Annotated in this window: 21 protein-coding genes and 16 tRNA genes; 11 read left to right on the forward strand and 26 right to left on the reverse strand. The window is 45.3% G+C overall.

Translation table 11 applies throughout. From position 1 onward, the window contains the following. Positions 1-3 precede the first annotated feature (3 nt). From HC752_RS02735 to HC752_RS02750, 4 genes are read right to left on the reverse strand one after another with little or no spacing between them, the layout of a single operon-like run. A complete protein-coding gene (locus HC752_RS02735) occupies positions 4-828 on the reverse strand; it encodes a carbohydrate ABC transporter permease (RefSeq protein ID WP_194717268.1) in 825 nt (274 codons plus the stop codon). Then, a complete protein-coding gene (locus HC752_RS02740) occupies positions 825-1700 on the reverse strand; it encodes a carbohydrate ABC transporter permease (protein ID WP_190333559.1) in 876 nt (291 codons plus the stop codon). The genes HC752_RS02735 and HC752_RS02740 overlap by 4 nt, the downstream gene beginning before the upstream one ends. A gap of 55 nt (positions 1701-1755) precedes the next feature. After that, the gene (locus HC752_RS02745; protein WP_190333560.1) at positions 1756-2991 is read right to left on the reverse strand and encodes an ABC transporter substrate-binding protein; all 1236 of its coding nucleotides are present in this window, start codon (positions 2989-2991) and stop codon (positions 1756-1758) included. Continuing rightward, positions 2988-4721 carry a substrate-binding domain-containing protein gene (locus tag HC752_RS02750; protein ID WP_190333561.1) on the reverse strand — a complete coding sequence of 578 codons (1734 nt, stop codon included), beginning with the start codon at positions 4719-4721 and terminating at the stop codon, positions 2988-2990. Before HC752_RS02750 ends, HC752_RS02745 begins: the two co-directional genes overlap by 4 nt. Positions 4722-4941: 220 nt before the next feature. Here HC752_RS02750 and HC752_RS02755 point away from each other — a divergent pair, with 220 nt between their 5' ends. Next, positions 4942-6093, forward strand: a complete 1152-nt coding sequence (locus tag HC752_RS02755) for a 2-octaprenyl-3-methyl-6-methoxy-1,4-benzoquinol hydroxylase (RefSeq protein WP_190333562.1) — start codon at positions 4942-4944, stop codon at positions 6091-6093. A gap of 27 nt (positions 6094-6120) precedes the next feature. Here HC752_RS02755 and HC752_RS02760 read toward each other — a convergent pair whose 3' ends face one another. From HC752_RS02760 to lolB, 21 genes are all read right to left on the reverse strand, one after another. After that, positions 6121-7170 (reverse strand): lactonase family protein, encoded by a 1050-nt coding sequence (locus HC752_RS02760; protein ID WP_190333563.1) that lies wholly within the window; start codon positions 7168-7170, stop codon positions 6121-6123. Between the two features lie 181 nt (positions 7171-7351). Then, positions 7352-7436: transfer RNA gene (locus HC752_RS02765), tRNA-Leu, on the reverse strand. A 52-nt stretch (positions 7437-7488) separates the two neighbouring features. After that, positions 7489-7565: transfer RNA gene (locus HC752_RS02770), tRNA-Met, on the reverse strand. A gap of 13 nt (positions 7566-7578) precedes the next feature. Beyond that, a tRNA-Leu gene (locus HC752_RS02775) sits at positions 7579-7663 on the reverse strand. Between the two features lie 53 nt (positions 7664-7716). After that, positions 7717-7791: transfer RNA gene (locus tag HC752_RS02780), tRNA-Gln, on the reverse strand. Positions 7792-7924: 133 nt separating this feature from the next. Then, positions 7925-7999: transfer RNA gene (locus HC752_RS02785), tRNA-Gln, on the reverse strand. Between the two features lie 72 nt (positions 8000-8071). Then, a tRNA-Leu gene (locus tag HC752_RS02790) sits at positions 8072-8156 on the reverse strand. A gap of 51 nt (positions 8157-8207) precedes the next feature. After that, positions 8208-8282 (reverse strand) — tRNA-Gln (locus tag HC752_RS02795). A gap of 68 nt (positions 8283-8350) precedes the next feature. Further along, a tRNA-Leu gene (locus HC752_RS02800) sits at positions 8351-8435 on the reverse strand. Between the two features lie 51 nt (positions 8436-8486). Beyond that, positions 8487-8561: transfer RNA gene (locus tag HC752_RS02805), tRNA-Gln, on the reverse strand. A 56-nt stretch (positions 8562-8617) separates the two neighbouring features. Next, positions 8618-8702 (reverse strand) — tRNA-Leu (locus HC752_RS02810). A 29-nt stretch (positions 8703-8731) separates the two neighbouring features. Further along, a tRNA-Leu gene (locus HC752_RS02815) sits at positions 8732-8816 on the reverse strand. Between the two features lie 62 nt (positions 8817-8878). Next, positions 8879-8955 (reverse strand) — tRNA-Met (locus HC752_RS02820). A 92-nt stretch (positions 8956-9047) separates the two neighbouring features. Further along, positions 9048-9122 (reverse strand) — tRNA-Gln (locus tag HC752_RS02825). A gap of 72 nt (positions 9123-9194) precedes the next feature. Beyond that, a tRNA-Leu gene (locus HC752_RS02830) sits at positions 9195-9279 on the reverse strand. Between the two features lie 38 nt (positions 9280-9317). Further along, positions 9318-9394, reverse strand: a tRNA-Met gene (locus tag HC752_RS02835). A 294-nt stretch (positions 9395-9688) separates the two neighbouring features. Continuing rightward, entirely contained in the window at positions 9689-10780 is a 1092-nt protein-coding gene (gene ychF, locus HC752_RS02840; RefSeq protein ID WP_190333564.1) for a redox-regulated ATPase YchF, read from the reverse strand. Between the two features lie 10 nt (positions 10781-10790). After that, a complete protein-coding gene (pth, locus tag HC752_RS02845; protein WP_190333565.1) occupies positions 10791-11381 on the reverse strand; it encodes an aminoacyl-tRNA hydrolase in 591 nt (196 codons plus the stop codon). A 209-nt stretch (positions 11382-11590) separates the two neighbouring features. After that, complete coding sequence (locus HC752_RS02850; protein WP_190333566.1) at positions 11591-12535, reverse strand: ribose-phosphate diphosphokinase; 945 nt, start codon at positions 12533-12535, stop codon at positions 11591-11593. A gap of 29 nt (positions 12536-12564) precedes the next feature. Continuing rightward, on the reverse strand, positions 12565-13437 hold the full coding sequence (gene ispE, locus HC752_RS02855; RefSeq protein ID WP_446751417.1) for a 4-(cytidine 5'-diphospho)-2-C-methyl-D-erythritol kinase: 873 nt from the start codon (positions 13435-13437) through the stop codon (positions 12565-12567). Continuing rightward, positions 13434-14081 carry a lipoprotein insertase outer membrane protein LolB gene (lolB, locus tag HC752_RS02860; protein ID WP_190333568.1) on the reverse strand — a complete coding sequence of 216 codons (648 nt, stop codon included), beginning with the start codon at positions 14079-14081 and terminating at the stop codon, positions 13434-13436. Before lolB ends, ispE begins: the two co-directional genes overlap by 4 nt. Positions 14082-14221: 140 nt before the next feature. Here lolB and hemA point away from each other — a divergent pair, with 140 nt between their 5' ends. The 8 genes from hemA to ybaK all read left to right on the forward strand — a co-directional run bounded on the left by hemA (position 14222) and on the right by ybaK (position 22625). After that, entirely contained in the window at positions 14222-15478 is a 1257-nt protein-coding gene (gene hemA, locus HC752_RS02865) for a glutamyl-tRNA reductase (protein ID WP_190333569.1), read from the forward strand. A gap of 18 nt (positions 15479-15496) precedes the next feature. Beyond that, positions 15497-16585, forward strand: a complete 1089-nt coding sequence (prfA, locus tag HC752_RS02870; RefSeq protein WP_190333570.1) for a peptide chain release factor 1 — start codon at positions 15497-15499, stop codon at positions 16583-16585. Positions 16586-16620: 35 nt separating this feature from the next. Beyond that, on the forward strand, positions 16621-17469 hold the full coding sequence (gene prmC, locus HC752_RS02875; RefSeq protein WP_190333571.1) for a peptide chain release factor N(5)-glutamine methyltransferase: 849 nt from the start codon (positions 16621-16623) through the stop codon (positions 17467-17469). A gap of 59 nt (positions 17470-17528) precedes the next feature. After that, on the forward strand, positions 17529-17912 hold the full coding sequence (locus tag HC752_RS02880; RefSeq protein WP_190333572.1) for a SirB2 family protein: 384 nt from the start codon (positions 17529-17531) through the stop codon (positions 17910-17912). A gap of 3 nt (positions 17913-17915) precedes the next feature. Then, positions 17916-18725 carry a SirB1 family protein gene (locus HC752_RS02885; RefSeq protein ID WP_190333573.1) on the forward strand — a complete coding sequence of 270 codons (810 nt, stop codon included), beginning with the start codon at positions 17916-17918 and terminating at the stop codon, positions 18723-18725. 13 nt (positions 18726-18738) lie between these two features. Then, positions 18739-19590 carry a 3-deoxy-8-phosphooctulonate synthase gene (gene kdsA / locus HC752_RS02890; protein WP_190333574.1) on the forward strand — a complete coding sequence of 284 codons (852 nt, stop codon included), beginning with the start codon at positions 18739-18741 and terminating at the stop codon, positions 19588-19590. Between the two features lie 826 nt (positions 19591-20416). Beyond that, positions 20417-22072, forward strand: a complete 1656-nt coding sequence (gene ushA, locus HC752_RS02895; RefSeq protein WP_190333575.1) for a bifunctional UDP-sugar hydrolase/5'-nucleotidase UshA — start codon at positions 20417-20419, stop codon at positions 22070-22072. Between the two features lie 79 nt (positions 22073-22151). Continuing rightward, positions 22152-22625 carry a Cys-tRNA(Pro) deacylase gene (ybaK, locus tag HC752_RS02900; RefSeq protein WP_190333576.1) on the forward strand — a complete coding sequence of 158 codons (474 nt, stop codon included), beginning with the start codon at positions 22152-22154 and terminating at the stop codon, positions 22623-22625. Between the two features lie 98 nt (positions 22626-22723). On the opposite strand, the gene HC752_RS02905 is transcribed toward ybaK, so the two are convergent. Beyond that, positions 22724-22800: transfer RNA gene (locus HC752_RS02905), tRNA-Pro, on the reverse strand. Positions 22801-23246: 446 nt separating this feature from the next. Here HC752_RS02905 and HC752_RS02910 point away from each other — a divergent pair. Together HC752_RS02910 and smrA are read left to right on the forward strand one after the other, a co-directional pair. Further along, positions 23247-23387 (forward strand): DUF3149 domain-containing protein, encoded by a 141-nt coding sequence (locus HC752_RS02910; RefSeq protein ID WP_190333577.1) that lies wholly within the window; start codon positions 23247-23249, stop codon positions 23385-23387. Between the two features lie 136 nt (positions 23388-23523). Further along, on the forward strand, positions 23524-24105 hold the full coding sequence (smrA, locus tag HC752_RS02915; protein WP_190333578.1) for a DNA endonuclease SmrA: 582 nt from the start codon (positions 23524-23526) through the stop codon (positions 24103-24105). The last annotated feature ends 24 nt before the right edge of the window (positions 24106-24129 follow it).

Genomic DNA, 24129 nt, shown 5'->3' on the forward strand with positions numbered 1-24129 from the left:
GAATCATCCTTTTACAGAGCCAGCAGTGAGTCCTGCAACAAAGTGTTTTTGTAGGAAGAAAAACACCACCACGATGGGCAAAGAAATCATGACGGAGCTTGCCATGAGCTCACCATAGCGAATGCCATATTGACCGATGAAATCATTCATCCCGACAGGCAAAGTTCGCATTTCCTGAGTGGTGGTAAACGACAGGGCGAATAGGAATTCTTGCCATGTGACAATTAAAATGTACACGCTGGTGGCGATGACTCCGGGTCGACACAGTGGAAGCACGATTTCGAAAAAAACACGCATTGGCTTGGCGCCATCCATTGCGGCGGCTTCGTCGAGCACAGAAGGGATATTGTCCATGAACCCTTTCAGCATCCACGTTGCTACAGGCAGTGTTATGGTGATGTAGGCAATAATGAGAGAAAGCTTTGTATTGAGTAAGCCAGCGTTGTCCATCATTTTGTAAATTGGAATGATGATGGCGCTGGAAGGGAACATCTGGGAGATAAGAATCAAGCCGAGGAAAATCGCCATAACACGCAGTTGAAAGCGCGTGAAGGCGTAAGCTGCCATCAAAGCTAGGCTGGTGGAAATGACCAATGTGCTGAAAGAGATGACCACACTGTTGAAGAAGTACTGCCTAAATTCTGGGCGAAAGGCGTTACGGTAGTTTTCAAAAGTAGGGGTATCTGGCCAGAGCTTTGCTGGTATGGCGAAGGCTTCAGTGGACGGTTTTAAAGAAATCGACACCATCCAAAAAATCGGCAGTAATATGATCAATGTCAATAGAAATTGAGCAGCCAGTAGCCCAATCTGTTTCATGTTGATATTCATCGACTCTCCCTTTTTTGCAGCCAGAAGTAAACCGAGAGCAGAACCACCAAGATGAGTATCGACATTACGCCATACGTAGCCGCTTCTCCGAAACGAAATTGCCCGAAGCCCAGTTCAAAGATCTTAGTGGGAAAAATATGAGTGCTGTCTTTGGGCCCCCCGCGAGTGAGTACCCAAACCATGTCGAAGTAGTTGAATGTTAAAATGGCAGTAAGCAGCAAGTTGATCGCCATAACATGCCGAACGGCGGGAATGATGATTTCTATTAGGCGACGAAATGGTCCCGCGCCATCGACAATGGCCGCCTCAATTTGCTCTTTATCAACACTTTGTAATGCTGCGAGATACACAACGGTTGAAAATGGGAAGCCTTTCCAAACCGCCGCTATTACCACCGCAAACATGGCGGTACTAGGGGTGGCTAACCATGCAATGGCTTCGTCGATCAAAGAACCAGACAGGAGCATTGAATTGATGAGCCCTAATTGTGGGTCATACATGAAACGCCATACTATGGCAGCCACGATGCCCGGCAAAACCCAAGGGAGTAACACCAAAGAGCGCATTAGCCCTTGCCCAGGTATTTTCTCATTCAGCAAAAGTGCTGTTAAAAAACCAAACAAGTTTTGCAACACAATCACACCCAATGTCCACGCAACGGAGTTTTGGATGATTTGCCAGAACTGATCCTGAGATAGGAGTTTGCTGTATAGCTGAAATCCCACAAACTCTGGTTCAGGATTGATGAAGGATGTGGTGTACAAACTTTCTATGAATGTGCCGAACATTGGGTAATACATCAGTATTCCGATCAGCGCGACGGCAGGCGCAATCATTATCAAAGGAAAGCCAAATCGTTGTTGGTACTTCATTGCCACATCCATGCTTAGCAGCGCTGATAGCTTGTAACAGCTACCAGCGATTCAGTTACAGCTGATTGATCTTGATGCAGGCTGCGTCCGCGGCTTTTTGTGCATCAGTGCCATCGAAGAGATCTTGAATCATTGCCATTTGAATATCGGCAATTTCCAAATACCGCGAGGAGAGCGGTCTGGGGGATGCATTATTCAGGTGTTCAATAATGGCATCTGGTTTGCGGCGATTTGCATCAACAAATGCTTGTGCCGCGTTAACGTTGGCTGGAAGAAGGTCGACCACTTTTCCGTTAATGTCTTGCCTTGTGAGAAATTGGGCGAATTTCCAGGCCGCTTCTTGGTGTTTGGATCCTTTGTACACCACTAAATTCCAGCCACCGTAAGTACCAACGGGTGTTTTACCCTCAGGGGCATGACCGTTGACGAAATCCCAATCAATATTGGATTTTTTCAATGTAGGTTGTTCCAAAGCCGGCCAGAATTCTATGGCTAATGACCCATTGAGGAACAGCTCTCGCATATCGCCACTGGACGCATTCAAAATGCCTTTAGGTGCGTATTGTGCGAGATCTTGAAGATACGCTAATGCTTCGACTGCTGGCTTCTCATTTAACTTACATTGTCCACTGTTATCCAATACTTGACCGCCGTTAGAGAAGATAAAGGAGTTGACCACCACGACAGTGTCTTCACCTTTATGACCAAACAAACCAACGCCATATTGCCCTTTGGACTTGTCCGTTAATGCTTTTGCGGCGGTTTTTAGCCCATTCCAAGTGACGATGGAGTCGGGGGCGATCCCGGCTTTCTTGAATAAAGCATTGTTGACGTAACTGAATTGCCATACGTCTACGTTGAACGGCACACCCCAAGTTTTGCCTTTGTATTGAACAGACGACCACGCACCGGGAAAGAATTGCCCAGCTTTCATTGACGCTGCATCCATTTTATCGTCGAGTGAGATGATCGCTCCTGCTTCCGCAAATGCCGACAGCCAAATTTGGTCGACCGTCGAAATATCGGGTGCATTGCCACTTCTTACCGCTGTAAGCAGCCTTTGCTGGTATTCAGGGTAGGGCACGGTTGTGATCTCCACTTTGATCCCAGGGTTTTCTTTTTCAAAAAGAGCAACAGACGCTTTTTGGTAGTCACTCAACCCCGATTCAGTTTGTTGGTTATCCCAAAAGCGGAGGGTAATGTCTTCTGCCTGAACCGTGGGGGCAGACACCATCAGCCCTAAGCTGATAGAGGCGCATAAACGGCGCAAACGTGTACTGAGACGCTTCATAAACTATCTCCTTGTTTACTTTGGTGCATCACTGGTTGTGTCTTGTCTTCAGACTTCAAATAGTCTTCGGCAAGGTGAACGCGTATACCATTTGCCGACAGCTCAAGCCGCTGTGCCGGAATGGTGCCTAAATCTGTTATGACATCACTAATGTCATGCAATGGCGCTATCAGGTAATTTTCCTCCGCCCCCATTTGACTGGCTTCACCTAAAACCAGTGTTTGATGAGAGCGGGCAATGGCGGTTTTGGCAACGAGTGAGCAAGCTTCATCGTTCATGCTGATGCCAAATTTGGATGAAATGCCATCCACCGAAAGAAAGGTTTTATCGACACGAATTTGTTCTAAGGTAGAAAAGCAAGCGGAGCCAGTCAGTGCACGCTGACCCGACAACACTTCCCCACCGGTTAGGATGATCCGAAAATCGTGTTTGTGCTGTTGGAAAAACTCAAAGGCATCGAGAGAGTTGGTCACAATTGTGTGCTTGCCCGCGGTATCGACTAAGGCGGAAGCCAAGGGCATGGCAAAGGCACCGTGATTGATGAATATCTTGCTTTCTCGCTTGAGTACCTTCACCGCCATTTGGGCAATGCGTTCTCGAGCATGATTCACTTCTTTATGAAATTGAATTTCAGGTGGTTGGATTTCACATTGAAGCCCTAAATGCTGGCATTCAGATTCCAAGCTTTTCGCCAATTTCCGATACCAGTTATGATCAATAAAGTGAGGTACAAACATGATTTTTGCAGAGTTAAGGCTGCTTTTGTCGACGGAAAAGTCACTACTCACCAGTTCAGAGAGGTTCTGTTTTAGCACCCAGTGATCATTTTGTCTGGTAAACCGAGTATGCACATCTTGTCCTGTCAGAATATCAAAGGGGGTCAGTACTGGCTGAGGAACCATGCCACTAACCAACTTGGCAACCGTGTGAGCCGCCATGTAGCCAACCAATTCTGGATATAAAGCCGCACATGCGTGAAGTCGATTACCGTAAGTGAGTTCATCGAGTAAATCATCGCCCTCCAATCCAACCGAATAGGCGTAGATGTCATGCCGACCTTTCGTTGCTTCTAACCCTGCAAGAATCGAGTGATCATTCACACCAAACAGAACGTTGATGTCTGGGTGAGTGGTCAGTGCATCTTGTATTTGACGTAATGCGGTTCTGTAATGACCAAAGCCATCAATCGACAGCGTGTGCAATTCACCTAAGTAACATTGGTTAAAGCCTCGCAAGAACCCTTTCGTTCTTTGTTGTGTGTTGGACAGCTGTGCATGGTTAATGAGTAAGACGTTAGCGCATTTCACTTCATCTCGATTAAGCTGAGTGGCCGCAAATTTTCCAAGTTGAAAACCCGCCTCTAAATTATCGGGACCAATATAAGTGCATTGAGCGTCGGGGGCAGATTCAGACAATACAGGCAGGCCATTTGCCAATGCGCGTTGCTTGATAAGTTCACCCCAAGGCTCATGAATGGGAGGGAGGATCAGTGCATCGACCTCATCAAGACCTATATTTTCTTGGGGAAATGCAGGGACAGAACTGTGTTTAACAGCATGAACCGCGCCATGTGAGCGTTCCAGTTTTCCATTTTTTGCCAGCCTTGCCACGTCTCTTCGAATTGTGACATTGGCTACCTGAGGAAACTCCTGAGCAAGCTGCGCAATAGAGACGTTTTGACGGTTCTCTAGCACATTTAATATCGCTTGTTCTCGGATCCTTTGATTCATAATGAGCGGTTCACTGGATAAACAATGTTCACCATTATCTGTATAAATCAATCCAAATGATCAAATTATTTACCTATAAATTACAAAATTATCACAAATGATTATTTATGCTCTTTATTGATCGTAAAGAGTGACCTGATACTGGTTCTGATCGTGGACGACCTGTCCAGTAGAGCATTAAACTAAGCGCTTCTGGCAGAAGTTGCTCATTGGGAAGTGTATGACAAAGTTTGATATTGCCGTTATTGGTGGGGGAATGGTAGGAGCTGCCGTTGCAGTGGGGTTCGCCAAACAGGGTAAAGCAGTCTTGGTGGTTGAGCATTATCAACCTGAAGCTTATGACTCAGCCCAACCCATGGACTTACGCGTATCTGCAATTTCTCAAGCATCGGTAAATTTTCTAGAAGAGCTTGGAGCATGGGCGTCCATCGAGAAGCGTCGCGTGTGTCCATACAAGCGTCTTGAAACATGGGATATGCCAGAATGCCGTACACGTTTTCATTCAGATGAACTCAATCTACAGCAACTCGGTTTTATCGTAGAGAATCGAATCGTGCAACTGGGGTTGTGGGAAGCGATGTCTAGGCTAAACAATATTACGCTAAAATGCCCCGATACCTTGGAGGCGATAGACGATAACTTGGATGGCAGACAGCTTCGTTTAGCCAGTGGGGAAGAATACCAAGCGACTTGGGTGATTGGTGCTGATGGGGCGAATTCTAAGGTAAGGCAAATTGCCCAAATAGGTGTCACGGCTTGGGATTACCGACAGCATTGTATGCTGGTGAATGTGACAACGGATAAACCTCAGCAAGACATAACGTGGCAGCAGTTTACCCCGTCTGGACCTCGTTCATTCTTACCGCTTCTAGGGCATCAAGGTTCAGTTGTTTGGTACGATTCCCCCGCTAAAATACGCTCTCTGCTCACGATGAGTCATACACAGTTGGCAAAGAGCATCATGGATGGATTCCCAGCAGAGTTAGGTCCGATTACCGTAGAGCAAGCCGGATCTTTTCCGCTCACAAGACGCCATGCTCAGCGTTATCATCAAAAGGGCTGTGTGTTAGTCGGCGACGCGGCTCACACGATAAATCCTTTAGCAGGGCAGGGCGTTAACTTGGGGTTCAAAGATGTCAAAGTGCTGCTAGAACAAAGCGATTCGTTAGGATTAACGGAGCAAGCGTTGGATCGATATCAAGCGATTCGCAAACGCGATAACCTTTTAATGCAAACGGGTATGGACGTATTTTACAAAGTCTTTAAAGACACGTTCCCCCCCGTCGCATTTGCACGTAACGCAGCTTTAAAACTGGCGGAGCATTCCGGTCCTATTAAGCAACAAGTGCTGCGCTATGCGCTCGGTTTATAGCGTCACATTCGAATGCTATAAACTCAGCTAATAAAACTGTACGCAAACGGGGTTACCCATAGAGAGGCTGTGCCCCGTTTCCTGTAATGTTCCACTTTCTTCATTTCGTCGATAAGACACCAAATTATTCGTATCTTGATTTGCGGCGATCAGCCATTTTCCATTTGGGGTCAGGTTGAAATCCCGTGGATTTAGCCCGCCGGACGAAATCGTCTGAACAACGGTTAACTTATTGGGGTGCTCCACTTGCAAACAGACGATGGAAGATTGTTGTCGACCTGAAACATAGACAAACTTTTCATCGGGAGACAAACGGATCGCCGCCGCCGCGCCACCCTCATTATGTTTTACAAATGGAGATACGGATGATGCTATTTCCCAACCGTTCCTTTCATCCTTTTTCAGAACCAGAACTTCTTCAGACAGTTCACAAAGCACATAAGCCGTAAGCTCGTCTTTTGAGAAGACTAGATGGCGTGGCCCGCTACCTGGTGGTGTGTGAACGTGTTGGACGCCAGGTTCGTTGACGAGTGAGTGGGATATTGGATAAAAGCTCACTCGGTCAGTGCCAAGGTCTACCGTGGCTATTTCACTTGTGTGCTCTAAAAAGCAGGCAAAGTGAGCATGAGGGGCTTCCTGTCTATCGGCACGAGAACTCACGCCAGTATGCTGAATGGTTTGTATGTGTTCGAGGTGATCATTGGCGAGTGAGAATACACTGAAGTTGCCCGTGCCATAATTAGACGTGACCGCCAATGTTTGCTCGGAATTTACGGCGATGTGGCATGGGTAATCGCCGAAGACTGGATTGCTATCGAGTTGGATCAGTTGATGGTTTGTAATATCGTGGACTGAAATGCTGGCACCTTCCTCTTGAGTAAACTCATGAATGGTGAACACTTGCCCGTTTTGATGAGTCAAATACGTGGGGTTTTGAATATCAGACAGCAATGTGTGCTTGTCAAAAGCGCCCGTTTCCAAATCGAGATGAACACAAGAAACCCCTTTTCCTTCTCCCGTCATGGCACCAATGGATTGTGTGTAACTGCCAATCAGAACTTTTTGATGATTTCCCATTCTGCGTTGCCTTAGTCTGCAAAATTAATGACAGCTATGATCAGTACGATTAAGGTGAAAACGCAACCGAAAGTGGAATGAATAAAGAAAGAATGAGAATCAGAACAAAGATTTGAGGAGGCTGGTAAGAAACGATGGTGCAAAAATTAGAAAACCCACCAAAAGGTGGGTTTCTAAATTATGGTGCGGAAGGAGAGACTTGAACTCTCACACCTTGCGGCGCCAGAACCTAAATCTGGTGCGTCTACCAATTTCGCCACTTCCGCAACAAATCTGTAGTCTTGAACGATGATTGGTGAATCATTCAGACGTTGTAAATGGTGGCTACGACGGGATTCGAACCTGTGACCCCATCATTATGAGTGATGTGCTCTAACCAACTGAGCTACGTAGCCACTTTATGAAAAATGGTGCGGAAGGAGAGACTTGAACTCTCACACCTTGCGGCGCCAGAACCTAAATCTGGTGCGTCTACCAATTTCGCCACTTCCGCATCAAAATTTGTAGTTATTAAGATAATTGGTAAAGTCTTAACAACGTTGTATATGGCTGGGCTACCTGGATTCGAACCAGGGAATGGCGGCATCAAAAGCCGCTGCCTTACCGCTTGGCGATAGCCCAGTAGATCAACTACATTTCGGAAATTGATAACTGAAGTCTTACCTCAGTCTATTCCGCCACCGCCGCTTTGCGGTAGTTTATATACTGTATCTACTTAAAACTCAATTTATTAAGCATTTAAGTGTGAAATGAGTGGCTGGGCTACCTGGATTCGAACCAGGGAATGGCGGCATCAAAAGCCGCTGCCTTACCGCTTGGCGATAGCCCAACAGCGAGTGTTTATTACACTGCTTTTAATTTCTAAAGTCATGGTTTTAGAACCATTGTCTTAGAGAAATAATGGTGCGGAAGGAGAGACTTGAACTCTCACACCTTACGGCGCCAGAACCTAAATCTGGTGCGTCTACCAATTTCGCCACTTCCGCAACAATTTTGTGGTCTTAACTGACAATTGGTGAGTCAATCAGACGTTGTAATGGCTGGGCTACCTGGATTCGAACCAGGGAATGGCGGCATCAAAAGCCGCTGCCTTACCGCTTGGCGATAGCCCAACTGCGAGTGTGATTTTCACTCTTGATTTCTAAAACGATGCTGTGAGAGCGATCGCTTTAAAATAATATGGTGCGGAAGGAGAGACTTGAACTCTCACACCTTGCGGCGCCAGAACCTAAATCTGGTGCGTCTACCAATTTCGCCACTTCCGCAACAATTTTGTGGTCTTAACTGACAATTGATGAGTCAATCAGACGTTGTAATGGCTGGGCTACCTGGATTCGAACCAGGGAATGGCGGCATCAAAAGCCGCTGCCTTACCGCTTGGCGATAGCCCAACTGATTGTTTAATGTGTCAATCTCACGGTTCTTTATTTCTAAAGAAAACAAATCATGGTGCGGAAGGAGAGACTTGAACTCTCACACCTTGCGGCGCCAGAACCTAAATCTGGTGCGTCTACCAATTTCGCCACTTCCGCATGAATTTGTTGTGATAGAGGATTTGAGATGGTGCGGAAGGAGAGACTTGAACTCTCACACCTTGCGGCGCCAGAACCTAAATCTGGTGCGTCTACCAATTTCGCCACTTCCGCGTCTCAAATTTTCTATCTTGTTATTCGCTAATTGGTAAAAGCCAATAACAATTGTATTTGTATGGTGGCTACGACGGGATTCGAACCTGTGACCCCATCATTATGAGTGATGTGCTCTAACCAACTGAGCTACGTAGCCATCTTTTGCTATGTTTTTCGAGCGAGACAATATAATACAATCTCTACTCCAGTTCTACCGAAAATTCAAAAAGTTTTCGGTGAAAAATAATATGGCTGGGCTACCTGGATTCGAACCAGGGAATGGCGGCATCAAAAGCCGCTGCCTTACCGCTTGGCGATAGCCCAACAGCAAGTGTTTATTACACTGCTCTTAATTATTAAAGCCATGACTTTAATAATCATTGCTTTACAGAATAATGGTGCGGAAGGAGAGACTTGAACTCTCACACCTTGCGGCGCCAGAACCTAAATCTGGTGCGTCTACCAATTTCGCCACTTCCGCATTATTTCCTAAAAACTTTCGAAAAAGCACTTAGGAAATGGTGGCTACGACGGGATTCGAACCTGTGACCCCATCATTATGAGTGATGTGCTCTAACCAACTGAGCTACGTAGCCATTTTTTAACTTTTTGTGCTCTCTTATAAGTCGCCTTATTATCGAGAACGGAGCGCATTATGCGGATATGACCCAAAACCGTCAACAGTTTTTTTTGATAAATTGCGATTTTAGAATTGTTCGCCCTTTTTTTAAGCAAAGAGACGTATTTCTGATCTAAAAGTGTTGTGATTGCAACATGGGCATAGCTTGAAGAGGCGTTCAAATTGGTATTATGAGTATCATTAAATAAAAAAAGCCAACAAATTTGTTGGCTTTTTGAACACTTTTAAGTAAAAACGTGAAGAAAAACGCTTAAACGTTGAAGCGGAAGTGAACGACGTCACCATCTTTCACAATGTAGTCTTTGCCTTCTAGACGCCATTTCCCTGCTTCTTTTGCGCCACTTTCACCGTTAAATTGAATGAAATCATTGTATCCAACCACTTCAGCACGGATGAAGCCCTTCTCAAAATCGGTGTGAATTTTACCCGCCGCTTGAGGTGCGGTTGCACCAATTGGAATAGTCCATGCGCGCACTTCTTTTACACCTGCGGTGAAGTAAGTTTGCAGTGTTAACAAATCGTAGCCAGATCGAATAACACGGTTTAAACCTGGTTCTTCAATTCCCATGTCAGCAAGGAATTCTTCACGATCTTCATCGTCGAGTTCCGACAGTTCTGATTCGATAGATGCGCACACCGCGACAACAACGTTGTTTTCATTTTCAGCGTACTCACGTACGGCATCGAGATATGGGTTGTTTTCAAAACCATCTTCATTCACATTGGCAATGTACATGGTTGGCTTTAGCGTTAGGAAGTTCAAGTAACCAACGGCTGCCAGCTCTTCTTTTGCCAGATCAACAGTACGAGCCATACCACCTTCCGTTAGAACAGGAAGCAGTTTTTCCAGAACGGCTAGCTCAAACTTCGCGTCTTTGTCGCCACCCTTGGCTTTCTTTGTGTTGCGATGAATCGCACGCTCACAAGAGTCCAAATCTGCCAACGCAAGTTCCAGATTGATGACTTCAATATCTTCAATTGGCGAGACTTTACCTGCTACGTGGACAATGTTTTCGTTCTCGAAACAGCGGACAACATGACCAATCGCGTCAGTTTCACGAATATTCGCTAGGAATTTGTTGCCTAAGCCTTCACCCTTTGAAGCGCCTGCAACCAAACCCGCAATGTCGACAAATTCCATTGTCGTAGGCAAGATTTTTTGCGGATTAACAATTTTTGCTAATGCGTCTAAACGTAAATCTGGAACAGGTACTACGCCTGTGTTTGGCTCGATAGTACAGAAAGGAAAGTTTGCTGCTTCGATGCCTGCTTTAGTCAGTGCGTTAAACAGAGTTGATTTACCAACATTTGGCAAACCAACGATGCCACATTTAAAACCCATGATAGTAACCTTATTCAGCTTTGAACGTGTGTAAGCGGTTTTGCGCTTTCGTAAGTCCGTCTTTTAACAAGATGTCGAGGCTGCGGACAGATTCATCTACCGCGGCATCAATGCATTCTTGCTCTTTGGCTGGTGCTTTGCCCAATACATAGCCCGCCACTTTGTCTTTATGCCCCGGATGACCAATGCCAATCCTAAGGCGATAGAAATCTTTGTTGTTGCCTTGCTTACTGATGATGTCTTTTAGACCATTATGTCCACCATGCCCGCCGCCTTTTTTAAATTTGGCCACGCCTGGAGGCATGTCGAGTTCATCATGAGCCACCATTATTTCTTCAGGGGGTATTTGATAGAACTTCGCAAGAGCGGCGACCGCTTTGCCTGACAGGTTCATATAGGTGGTTGGGATCAGTAAGCGCAAATCTTGACCATTGACTATGATACGACCCGTTAACCCGAAAAACTTAGCTTCATTTTTTAAGGTTACATTATGTACCCTCGCTAATTCTTCAACAGCCCAAGCCCCTGCATTGTGACGGGTTCTTGCGTATTCCGGTCCAGGATTGGCTAATCCGACCAGGAGTTTAATGGTCTGACTCAAGGTTATGGTCTCTCTGCGTAATCAAAAAGCGCGATATGATAGCACACTTCAAACTTAATAATCGACAGGATGTCTATGGGCATTCTACGGATAAAAAAATGCCCCGCATTGCGAGGCATTTTTAAAACTAGGATTGTTCTGAGTCAACCTTAGTTCTTAGCTGAACTAAGAGCTCTTAGTGAATCTAGAGCTTAGTTATAAACCAGAGCTTAGTTAAACATTGCAGAGATAGATTCTTCATTGCTGATACGACGAATCGCTTCAGCCAGCATGCTAGACAGGGTCAGTTGAGTTACTTTACCTGTCGCTGCCATTTCTTTAGGTAGCTCTATTGAGTCAGTAATAATGACTTGGTCGAGTACCGAGTTAGCAATGTTTTCAGCAGCATTACCAGAAAATACGGCGTGAGTAGCGTAAGCGAATACACGCTTAGCCCCACGTTGTTTTAGTGCTTCTGCTGCTTTACAAAGCGTGCCTCCAGTATCGATCATGTCATCGACGATCACACAGTCGCGACCTTCGACATCACCAATCAGGTTCATCACTTCTGAAACGTTAGCTCGCGGGCGACGCTTGTCTACGATAGCGATGTCAGTATCATCAAGAGCTTTCGCTGTTGCACGAGCACGCACAACACCACCCAGATCAGGAGAGACAACAACCGGATCTTCTAGACCACGAGCACGCATATCTTCAAGCAGTACCGGAGTACCAAAGATGTTGTCTACAGGAACATCGAAAAAGCCCTGAATTTGTTCAGCGTGAAGGTCAATAGTAAGAACGCGGTCAACACCAACGTTAGAAAGGAAATCGGCAACCACTTTAGCAGTGATTGGCACACGGGCTGAACGTACACGACGATCTTGACGAGCGTATCCGAAGTAAGGGATTACTGCTGTAATACGGCCAGCTGAAGCACGGCGCATTGCATCAATCATTACCACCAACTCCATTAGGTTGTCGTTGGTTGGTGCACAAGTAGATTGGATGATGAATACATCACTACCACGTACGTTCTCGTTGATTTGAACAGCGACTTCGCCGTCAGAGAAACGGGAAACGGTGGCGTCACCTAGGGAGATGTATAGACGATCAGCAATACGTTGGGCTAGTTCAGGTGTAGCGTTACCAGTAAATAGCTTCATATCAGGCACGGTAGAAACCTCGGGGTTGCGTCCAGTTTTTATATAGATTGTGAGTCGGTCGATTGGTACTTGACCAATCTTTCTTTTAGAGGCGAAAGATTTACGCCTGTAGCAACAAATGCATGTACATCATCTGAAAGCTGAGAGAGTACTGATTCTGCTTCACTTTTGCTCGAAAATTCGCCAAAAATGCATGATCCAGTACCCGTCAATCTTGACGGCGCGTATTGTAGCAGCCATGAAAGTTGCTTATCAACCTCAGGATAGAGTATTCGGACGATTTTTTCGCAATCGTTTTCGTACGCAGTGTCAAGAAGCGTTGCCAGATCTCGTTTTGGTGTGTTTCTTGTCAATTGAGGGTGAGAAAAAATGTCGGCTGTCGCGATACTGACATTCGGTCGAAGAACAAGATAGACTTTTTCTTCCGGTTTCGCTGGGTAAATCTCTTCACCGACACCTTCCGCAAACGCGGCGTGACCGCGGACAAAAACGGGGACATCGGCACCTAAAGCCAACCCTATTTCTGCTAATTCGTCATCGGATAGGTTGGTTTGCCACAAATAATTCAACGCAACTAACGTTGTGGCGGCGTTTGAAGAGCCTCCCCCTATTCCCCCGCCCATGGGGAGCACTTTTTTCAACTCTATATGGGCGCCTAATTGGCATCCGGTTTTCTGTTGCAAAGCATGGGCGGCTTTCCAAATTAAATTATCGACTAGGGCAACACCTTCAATCTCTGGCGACAGCGTCACTTTTCCAGTGGTATTGGCTTTTATGCTCAGTTCGTCCCCATAATCGATGAATTGAAATAATGTCTGGAGCTCGTGGTAACCGTTGGCTCGCTGGCCTGTTATGTATAAAAACAGGTTGAGTTTTGCCGGCGAAGGCCAGGTGGTATGGGTTGGAATCATTGGGTGATTATCCATTTTGAAACGGCAATTTTTAATTTTGTTTTGTCTTGTACTAACGTCAAGCTCGACGGTAATACGAATCCATCTTGCTCGGTATACTTGTTAAAGTTGAGATTCCAAGTTTGCCCATCGATTTGTTTCGTTAAGTCACTCAAGGTATTGGCATTGTTAAGTTGGTAGGCGTCGGCATCGAGCGGCAAACCTTTTATCCACTCGCTCAGTTGAACAATCGGGATGCTTAGACCGGTAAGTTGCTTAATCAAAATATTGCTACTGACGTGCCGATAGGTCTCCCCTTTATGCGTGACGACCGTTGCACCCGTTTCATCAATGTTAAGCAATAACGCGGTCTGACCAAGCAAGGTAGTTAGACGAAGTTCCTCTGAGTTATGAGTTTTTTTCCAGTAGAAATTCAGGCTCTGGCGCTTACTTTCACTGATGTAAGCCATTTTTCCTGTCAGGGCGTATTCCTGGAGTGATTCCAGTTGTTTTTGGTGTGAAACCCAGTCAACAGGTTGATTGGGCGCCTCCGGAAGAGTGGTACAGGCAGAAAGTAAAAGTGCTACTGAAGCGACAAATAATGCAGAAGAGCTTCTCAAGGCACGAATAAATCGGGTAATAGGTGAAATGAGTAGAATAGTCAATCTTGGCTCCACATAACGCTAATTCGGCGCTCACTATATCATTTAAATCGCATCGTGTTTAAATCCCCCCTTTAAATAGGTGCTTCCATAAAGTAAAATTCCAGCTCTTACAATATTTTCGGACAGAGATCTCTCACTACATGTCTTTGCTTGTCATTGGTATCAATCACAATACGGCGTCGGTCGAATTGCGAGAAAAAATCGCATTTTCTCCAGACAAGCTGACCCAAGCACTCTCTGATATTGCCAATAACTTGAGTATTAACGGTGCGGTGATCCTTTCAACCTGTAATCGAACAGAAATATATTGTGACGTTAAAAATGTAGGAAAAGGTCAGATAATCGATTGGTTAACCGACTTTCACGGTATTCATTCGACCGACTTAATGCCTAGCCTTTATATCCATGAAGAACAATCGGCAATTAAACACTTGATGAGAGTGGCTTGTGGATTGGATTCTTTGGTGTTGGGTGAGCCTCAAATTTTAGGTCAGGTTAAGCAGGCATTTTCGGATGCTCGTGAATTTAAAGCCGTTGATGCCACAATGGAGAAGCTTTTTCAGAAAGCCTTTTCTGTTGCTAAACGTGTTCGAACTGAAACTGAGATTGGTGGTAATGCGGTATCTGTCGCTTATGCTGCGTGTACACTGGCAAAACACATTTTTGAATCGATTGAAGAGACGACGGTATTGTTGGTTGGTGCGGGTGAAACCATTGAACTGGTGGCCAAGCACCTTGATGGTCATGGGTGTAAAAATATGATCGTTGCAAACCGTACTCGTGAAAGAGCAAAGACACTGGCGGAAGATTTTGGTGCGTCAGTGATCAGTTTGCCAGAAATACCGGAACATTTGCCAAAAGCTGATATTGTTATCAGTTCAACAGCAAGTCCCCTGCCGATCATAGGGAAAGGAATGGTAGAAACGGCGTTAAAAGCCCGCAGGCATCAACCTGTATTGATCGTTGATATTGCGGTGCCTAGAGATGTAGAAGCGCAAGTTTCTGAGCTGGACGATGCCTATCTATATACAGTGGATGATCTTCAATCTATTGTTGATAAGAATATAGAACAGAGAAAAGTCGAAGCCATTCAAGCGGAAGCCATCGTGGCTGAAGAAAGTGCTGGGTTTATGACTTGGCTTCGTTCGCTGCAAGCGGTAGACAGCATTCGAGACTACCGTGAATCTGCGAATGGTATCCGTGAAGAGTTGCTTGCCAGAAGTTTGCAATCGCTGTCTTCGGGGGGCGATCCTGAAAAAATTCTTATCGAGCTTAGTAATAAGTTAACCAACAAGTTGATTCACGCTCCCACGCGTGCGCTGCAAAGTGCAGCAGAGCAGGGGGAGCCCGCCAAATTAACTGTTATACGTCAGAGTCTCGGACTCGAAGACTCCTAAACTGATTTTAAGAACATTATGAAAACTTCAATTTTGACCAAGCTTCAAACGCTGGTAGAGCGTTATGAAGAAGTCCAGCATTTGCTTGGCGATCCCGATATCATTGGCGATCAAAACAAATTCCGCGCCCTTTCGAAAGAATATTCTCAGCTGGAAGAAGTGACGAAATGCTTTCAGTCTTATCAGCAAGCTCAAGAAGATCTTGAAGCGGCTGAAGAAATGGCGAATGAAGACGACGCAGAAATGCGTGAAATGGCACAAGAAGAAATCAAAGAAGCAAAAGCGTCCATTGAGCATTTAGCGGACGAACTTCAGATTCTTTTATTGCCAAAAGACCCGAATGATGACCGCAACTGCTTCCTAGAAATTCGAGCCGGTGCAGGCGGTGATGAAGCGGGCATTTTTGCGGGTGATTTATTCCGCATGTACAGCAAATACGCCGAGAAACGCGGCTGGCGTGTTGAAGTTGTGAACTCCAATGAATCGGAGCATGGTGGTTACAAAGAGATGATCGCGAAAGTGGTTGGCGAGGGTGCCTACGGGGTATTGAAGTTTGAATCTGGCGGTCACCGTGTTCAACGTGTGCCAGAAACAGAATCTCAAGGTCGTGTGCATACCTCAGCGTGTACCATTGCCATCATGGCTGAAATTCCTGAAGCTGAAATTCCTGAAATAAAAGCATCGGATTTAAAAATAGATACGTTCCGAGCTTCAGGTGCAGGTGGTCAGCACGTTAACACCACGGATTCCGCGATCCGTATTACTCACTTGCCGACTGGTACGGTGGTTGAGTGTCAGGATGAGCGTTCTCAGCACAAGAACAAAGCAAAAGCGATGTCTGTATTGGCAGCTCGAATTACTCAGGCGGAAGAAGCTAAGCGAGCAGAAGAAGTGTCAACAACTCGACGCAATCTGTTGGGTTCTGGTGATCGTAGTGATCGAATCCGTACTTACAATTATCCACAAGGGCGTGTTTCTGACCATCGCATCAACTTGACCGTGTACCGTTTGAATGACGTTATGGAAGGGGATCTGCAAAGCTTGGTTGATCCTGTGATTCAAGAGTACCAAGCGGATCAACTCGCAGCATTGGCTGAACAAAACTAACAGCATATTGAGCACGAATGACATGTGAGTAAGGTATGCCTGTAAGTATTGAAGCCACTATAAAAACGGCAACAGAGCAATTAATAGACAGCGGCAGCGATTCGCCGTCGTTGGATGCCGCTGTGTTACTGTGCCACGTACTGGATAAACCAAGAAGCCACTTGCTGACTTGGCCTGAGCGCGCTTTAACGGTTGAACAAGATGAAGCTTTTCTATCTCTATTAGAAAGGCGTTTGAATGGAGAACCCGTCGCTTACATTGTTGGTGAAAGAGAGTTTTGGTCGTTGCCGTTGAAGGTGTCGCCATCAACGTTGATCCCTCGCCCAGATACCGAGCGCCTAGTTGAATTGGCGCTGGATAAGATGTCTGATTCCAAGGGAGAAGTGCTGGATTTGGGGACAGGAACGGGTGCCATTGCATTGGCGATAGCCAGTGAACTGCCTTCGGTACAGGTTACGGGAGTAGATATCCGTGTTGAAGCTCAAAAATTGGCCACAGAAAATGCTACGCGCTTAGCTATCCGAAATGCTTCATTTTTTCAAGGAAGTTGGTTTTCCCCTATTGCTGAGGGAACGAAATTTGCTTGTATTGTGAGTAATCCACCTTACATTGACGCTGGTGATCCGCACCTCAAGCAAGGTGATGTCCGATTTGAGCCAATAAGTGCGCTGGTTGCAGAAGAGAAGGGAATGGCGGATCTGAGCTACATAGCTGATAATGCGCGGTCTTATCTTTCTAAAGACGGTTGGCTTTTGATGGAGCATGGCTTTGAGCAGGGTTCATCCGTGAGAGACGTTTTTACGTCGCTCGGGTATGTTGATGTCGTGACAGAACAAGATTATGCGGGAAACGACAGAGTTACGTTGGGTCGCTTTCCATTTTGATGTAGGACGACCTGTCTAGCGAGTCATGTCCTGATCACACACAAAATAAGATAATCATTATGTATATAGCGCTAAAATATTTTCACATGCTTACGATTACAATCAGTGTCTTGCTGTTTGTTCTTCGTTACGCATTGATGTTGGCAAAGTCACCTGCGTTAGGAAATAAATTTCTCAAAATTTCACCTCACATCAATGACACACTTTTGCTGTTGTCTGGTGTGGGATTGATTGCTATTACGGGTTTTGTACCATTTACGCCAGCAGGGCTTTGGTTAACGGAAAAGATAACTTGCGTGCTGGCTTACATTGCCCTTGGATTTTTTGCATTAAAATTAGGAAAAAACCAATTATTACGAGCATTTGCCTTTTTTGGTGCGCTTGGATGGTTGGCTATGGCAGGGAAACTTGCTGTGACGAAAGTACCCGTATTTTTAGGTTAAATCATGTTTCATCTGTTCGACGAAGATTTAGATAACATGACATTGGTTGAAGGGGCTTTAGCGCTAAATGAGGCGGTAAATCCGGATACCAATGTGCATTGGGCAAATGCAGAGCTTGAACGCTTGTTAAAAGAAGCTGAGCAAGAATTGAGTCATGAAGTGAATGAGCAAGCAAGGTTTGAGGCTTTTTTACGCCTTTTTTATTGTCAGTGGCAATTTGAAGGTGACAGTGAAGCTTATTTTGCAAGTGAAAACGCCTTTATCGACAAAGTGCTTGAGCGACGTAAGGGGATTCCTGTTAGCTTGGGATCGCTTTTACTCTACTTTGGACAGAAATTGGGCTTCCCTGTTGAAGGGGTGACCTTTCCCACTCAGTTTCTTGTCAAGGTGATGTGGCCGGATGAAAGGGCGGCATACATAAACCCATTTGATGGGGAATACGTCAGTGAGCAAACACTGCGTGCATGGTTGATTGGTCATGATGGGCCGCTAGCCAAACTGAAACCAGAGCATTTGGCTTCTGCGGATAACCCAACCGTCATTGGCCGATGGCTTGCCTTGATTAAATCGGCGATGTTGCGTGAAGAGCGATACACCTTAGCGTTGAATTGTACTGATTTAGCACTGACGTTTGTCCCAGATGACCCCTATGAGATCCGAGATCGTGGGTTCATCTATCAGCAACTCGATTGCCATCAAATTGCGGCAACGGATTACCAGTTTTTTATTGAACAGTGCCCAGACGATCCGGGGGCAGAACTCCTTAAAGCTCAGGTGAGTACCATGAGCGAAACGCAAATTACTATTCATTAGGCGAGACCTTCACATGGAACAGAAAACCGTCAAAATTGGCGAGCTGGATGTCGCTAACGACAAGCCATTTACACTTTTTGCGGGCATGAATGTGCTTGAGTCCCGCGATCTTGCTATGCAGATTTGTGAACATTACGTAAAGGTGACAGAGAAACTGGGTATCCCATACGTATTCAAAGCGTCTTTCGATAAGGCAAACCGCTCTTCAATCCATTCGTACCGTGGTCCAGGTATGGAAGAAGGTTTGACGATTTTCCAAGAGCTGAAAGAGACCTTTGGCGTGAAAATCATTACCGATATCCACACCGAAGCGCAGGCTCAGCCAGTTTCAGAGGTTGTGGATGTTATTCAACTTCCTGCATTCTTAGCGCGCCAAACCGATTTGGTTGAGGCTATGGCTAAGACAGGCGCTGTGATCAACGTGAAAAAACCTCAATTTATGAGCCCAGCTCAAGTGGGGAATATTGTTGATAAGTTTGCGGAGTGTGGTAACGAGCAAGTCATTTTATGTGAGCGTGGTGCTTGCCATGGTTACGATAACCTTGTGGTAGATATGCTCGGTTTTGGGGTGATGAAGAAGGTCTCTAATGGCAGCCCTATCATCTTCGATGTGACTCATTCGCTGCAAATGCGTGATCCATCAGGTGCCGCTTCTGGTGGTCGCCGTGAGCAAACGGTGGAGCTTGCAAAAGCAGGGTTGGCAACCGGTATTGCCGGTTTGTTTATTGAAGCACACCCTAATCCAGAAAAGGCACTGTGTGATGGTCCGTCTGCATTGCCTCTTGATAAATTGGAACCTTTCTTATCTCAAATGAAATCTCTGGATGATGTCATTAAGAGCTTTGAACACATTGAGATTAACTAAGTCAGTGAGTTACTGCGTGAATCCGACATAAAGTTTCCACACGATGAAACATCAAAAAAACGGGCTTTCAAAGCCCGTTTTTGTGTCTGCTTTGGTTTGATTTTTTCGCAAGTCTAAAGCTTGAAGCGAGCCACTTCATAACACCGCCTTCCCAGACATATCGATCATTTGACTGTCAGCGTTTACCAAGGTGGATGCCGCAAGCACGATGCGATTTTGTAGAGGCAACATGCGGCTTGGATACAACCGTTTCCGCTGAGTAGAGGCTTACTCTAGTGAATGCACTGGAGTTACCGAATTCGACGTTCTTGTGTGATCCCAACCAGTATTTCAGAGATTCAGCCGTCGTATTTGATAAGCTGATCGCACGGTTATAAACACCATGGCGAGTTTGCTCAAAAAGGATAGATGAAGCACGCCAAATTTAGATGGAAGTGATTATTGTAAGGCAAACAAGTACAGAGAGCGTAATCATAACTGCCTAGTTTGAACATTATAGGTTTTTTAGGGTGTTTCGCTCGGTAAGTCATCTCATTGCCTTTTGAAGACAAAATTGGAAAGGGTATCGACACGCTAAACGGTTAGTTCACAGGTAATCGTTTGCTTGTGATCTGATAAGCCACGATGTGTAGGTATGGCATTTTGTTACACTTTTGATAATTAATTAAGGTGATCAAATCGTCATAAATCTGAAATGATTATGGTGGTTTACTTGAGTTAATTTAAACTTGTTCATGTTTTTCGAAGATCTTGCAAAAATATTGCTTGATTTTGCATCAGATTCTGATGCCAGTGGATCCCTACTAACTTAGAAAAGGTTATAACAATGAAGGAACGCCTAAGTTTGAAGGCTGCGATAAGTGCAGCATTACTTGCGACTCTAACTGGTTGTGCGACTGCACCAGCGTGGGAAGAAGATACGACATACAAGCTTACGGTTTTGCATACCAATGATCACCATGGTCGTTTTTGGCAGAACAAATACGGTGAGTACGGTATGGCTGCTCGTAAGACGCTAATCGATGAGCTGCGTGCAGAGATTCGTGCAGATGGGGGAAGTGTATTGCTTCTTTCAGGTGGTGACATCAACACTGGTGTTCCTGAGTCTGATTTACAAGATGCTGAACCCGATTTCAAAGGCATGAAAATGTTAGGTTACGATGCAATGGCATTGGGTAACCACGAATTTGATAACCCACTCGATGTGTTGGAAAAGCAGATTAAGTGGGGTGGGTTTCCGATGCTTTCTGCCAATATCTATGACAAAGAAACGGGCGAGCGAAAGTATCAGGCTTATCAAATCTTTGAAAAGCAAGGCATTAAGATTGCAGTTATCGGTCTAACAACCGAAGATACCGCGAAAATTGGTAACCCTGAATTTATCAGCGGGCTCGATTTCCGTGATCCTAAAGTGGAAGCGAAAAAGCTGATTGCTGAGTTAGAAAAGTCTGAAAAGCCTGATCTTATCTTTGCTGTTACACACATGGGTCACTACGAAGATGGCAACCGTGGTATCAATGCTCCGGGTGATGTTGCGTTGGCTCGTTACCTAGATGAAGGTTCTTTGGACATGATCGTGGGTGGTCACTCTCAAGAGCCTGTATGTATGGAAGGTCCAAACGTTGCGAAGAAGAATTTTAAGCCTTCTGACGAGTGTAAGCCTGATCAGCAAAATGGCACTTGGATTGTTCAAGCTCATGAGTGGGGCAAGTACGTAGGTCGTGCCGACTTTGAATTCACTAATGGTGAGCTTCAAATGGTCAGTTACGATTTAATTCCTGTTAACTTGAAGAAGAAGATCAAAGTTGACGGCGAGAGCAAACGAGTTTTCATTGAAGATGAAATTGCTCAAGATCCAGCAGTACTCGCATTCCTTCAGCCTTACCAAGAAAAAGGTCAAGCTGAGTTGAATGTTAAGATTGCCGAAACGAATGGCAAGCTTGAAGGCGATCGTAATGTTGTCCGTTTCCAACAGACGAACCTTGGTCGTTTGATTGCGACAGCACATATGAAGCGTGCGAAAGCAGACTTTGCGGTGATGAACTCTGGTGGTGTACGTGACTCCATTGAACAAGGTTCGGTAACGTATAAAGATGTACTGACTGTTCAACCGTTTGCCAACATTCTAACTTACACCGATATGACTGGTGCTGAGGTACTGGATTACCTAAATGTTGTTGCAACCAAATCGGTTGATTCAGGCGCTTACGCTCAGTTCGCAGGCATTTCTATGACGGTTGCTAACGGTAAAGTCAGTAATGTGAAGATCGGTGGTCAAGCATTGGATAAAGCGAAAACGTATCGCTTTACCGTTCCTAGTTACAACGCAGCAGGCGGGGACGGGTATCCTAAGCTGACTGGTCACCCAGGTCATGTAAACACTGGTTTTGTTGATGCTGAAGTCCTGAAGGACTACTTAGAAAGTAACAGCCCAATCAACGTAACTGCGTATGAGCCAAAAGGCGAAATAGTATATAAGTAATTGACCCATAGTGACGATTACGATTTGATAAAGGCGAAGCGGATGCTTCGCCTTTTTTATTCCACTGGAAATCGTAAGTATGACGCCAGCCATCAATTTAGCGAAAAAGAAAAAAATCCGTCACAAGGTTCATCAATATACACACGATCCAAGTCATCAAAATTATGGGCTTGAAGCCGTTGAGGCTTTAGACCAAAGCCCCGAATGTGTTTTTAAGACGTTGTTATTTAGCCTAGATGGGCAAGATAAAAACCTAGCGGTTGCTGTTATACCCGTTGCATCTAAGTTGAATCTTAAGCTTGCAGCTAAAGCTGCACATTGTAAGAAAGCCGACATGGCGGATCCCAATATTGCGCAAAAGACGACAGGCTATATTGTTGGAGGTATCAGCCCAATAGGGCAAAAGAAAGCGTTACCGACCTTTATTCATTCATCTGCCCTGGAGCTAAAACAAATGTGTGTGAGCGCTGGTAAACGAGGGTTGGAAATAGAACTCGCCCCTGAAGACTTAGCTACGCTAACCCGCGCTCAATTCGTTAACCTTTGCTTGTAGGTATTCTTTTTCAGTAGGGCTTCCAGACCGATTATACGACGCAAGAACTTAGGTCGCTAAAACGAAAAAACCTCGTCCGTAGACGAGGCTTTAAAATATGGTCGGTGAAGAGGGATTCGAACCCCCGACCCTCTGGTCCCAAACCAGATGCGCTACCAAGCTGCGCTATTCACCGATTCTTTATCTCTCAAGGCTTTGCCTCAAGACGGATGCGTATGATACGGTTTCTGACGATAGACGCAAGCCTTTTTCTAAATAAACCTCAACTTAGCCTCAGCTCTGGATAGCAGAACACCTTTCTAGTCTCTGTTTTGTCGCTCATTGCGTTGAATTTACTTGCAATAGGTTTTCTACTGACACGTAAATTCGTCTTGTTATCAAACAATGCCGACGAGAAAGGGCACATTACACTGTTTTCAATTAATTCAATGGCTCTTTCTAACGGCGAGGTTAACTCATTGATGTCGTGCTTAGAGGGAGGATAAATATAAGTGAGTGTGATTGGAAACACATCAAAAGAAACAAAATTGTCACGTCGGTAACACTGTTGATCTAGATCAGTACTCAGTAATCCATCGAGTATTAACGTTAACCCTGTCTTTCAACACTGACGGAGGAAACATGGACTTTTGGCTAGATCTCCTATTGGGTAATGCTATAGGGCTGTCTTCAATGATAGTTATATTCGGCGCAATTGGACTGATGCTGTTTTTTGGCACCTACTTCGTTTATAAAGTATTGAATGACAAATCTCCTCACTAGATCGCTTAGCAATTAACTCAATTGCACCGAAGGGAGTGGACTGCTTTCTTCGGTTTTTCTTTTTCTAACCCTCCATATTCCCATCACTTGGGTATATAATCCGTCCATCTGTTGATGATGCATTCGAGATGAACTTATGTCTCAAGATGATGAACTGACTCTCTTTCAGCAAATGATGGGGGATGTCACTCCTATCAAAAACGACACAGCCATTCACGAGAAAAAACACCAAGTTACTGATGCGCAACTTGCCAAGCGTGAAGCGGCGATGTCTCTGTCAGAAGATGACCCCGAATATTTGTCTGTAGATTACGCGCCAATGCTGAAACCAGATGACATGGTCGAGTACCAAAAACCGGGGGTTCAGGATGGGGTTTATCGAAAGCTAAGGCTTGGGAAGTACCCAATACAAGCGCGGTTAGACTTGCACAAGAAATCGTTGAAAGAGGCGCGAGATGAAGTGGTTAAGTTTCTTAAACAGTGCCAGCGATTGGATATTCGGACATTGGTGATTGTTCATGGCAAAGGGGAGCGTTCTAACCCGCCTGCATTGATGAAAAGCTATGTGGTGAATTGGTTGTCCCAAATCCAAGAAGTCATGTGCTTTCATAGCGCGCAACGATTCCATGGCGGAACTGGTGCCCTGTATGTCATGTTGAAAAAAAGTGCAGAGAAAAAGCTCGAAAATCGAGAGCGTCATCAGAAACGAATGAGCTAATTTTTAAGGCGGAAGCCCCGCTGG

The organism is Vibrio sp. S9_S30, from assembly GCF_014694455.1.
Taxonomy (GTDB): Bacteria; Pseudomonadota; Gammaproteobacteria; order Enterobacterales; family Vibrionaceae; genus Vibrio.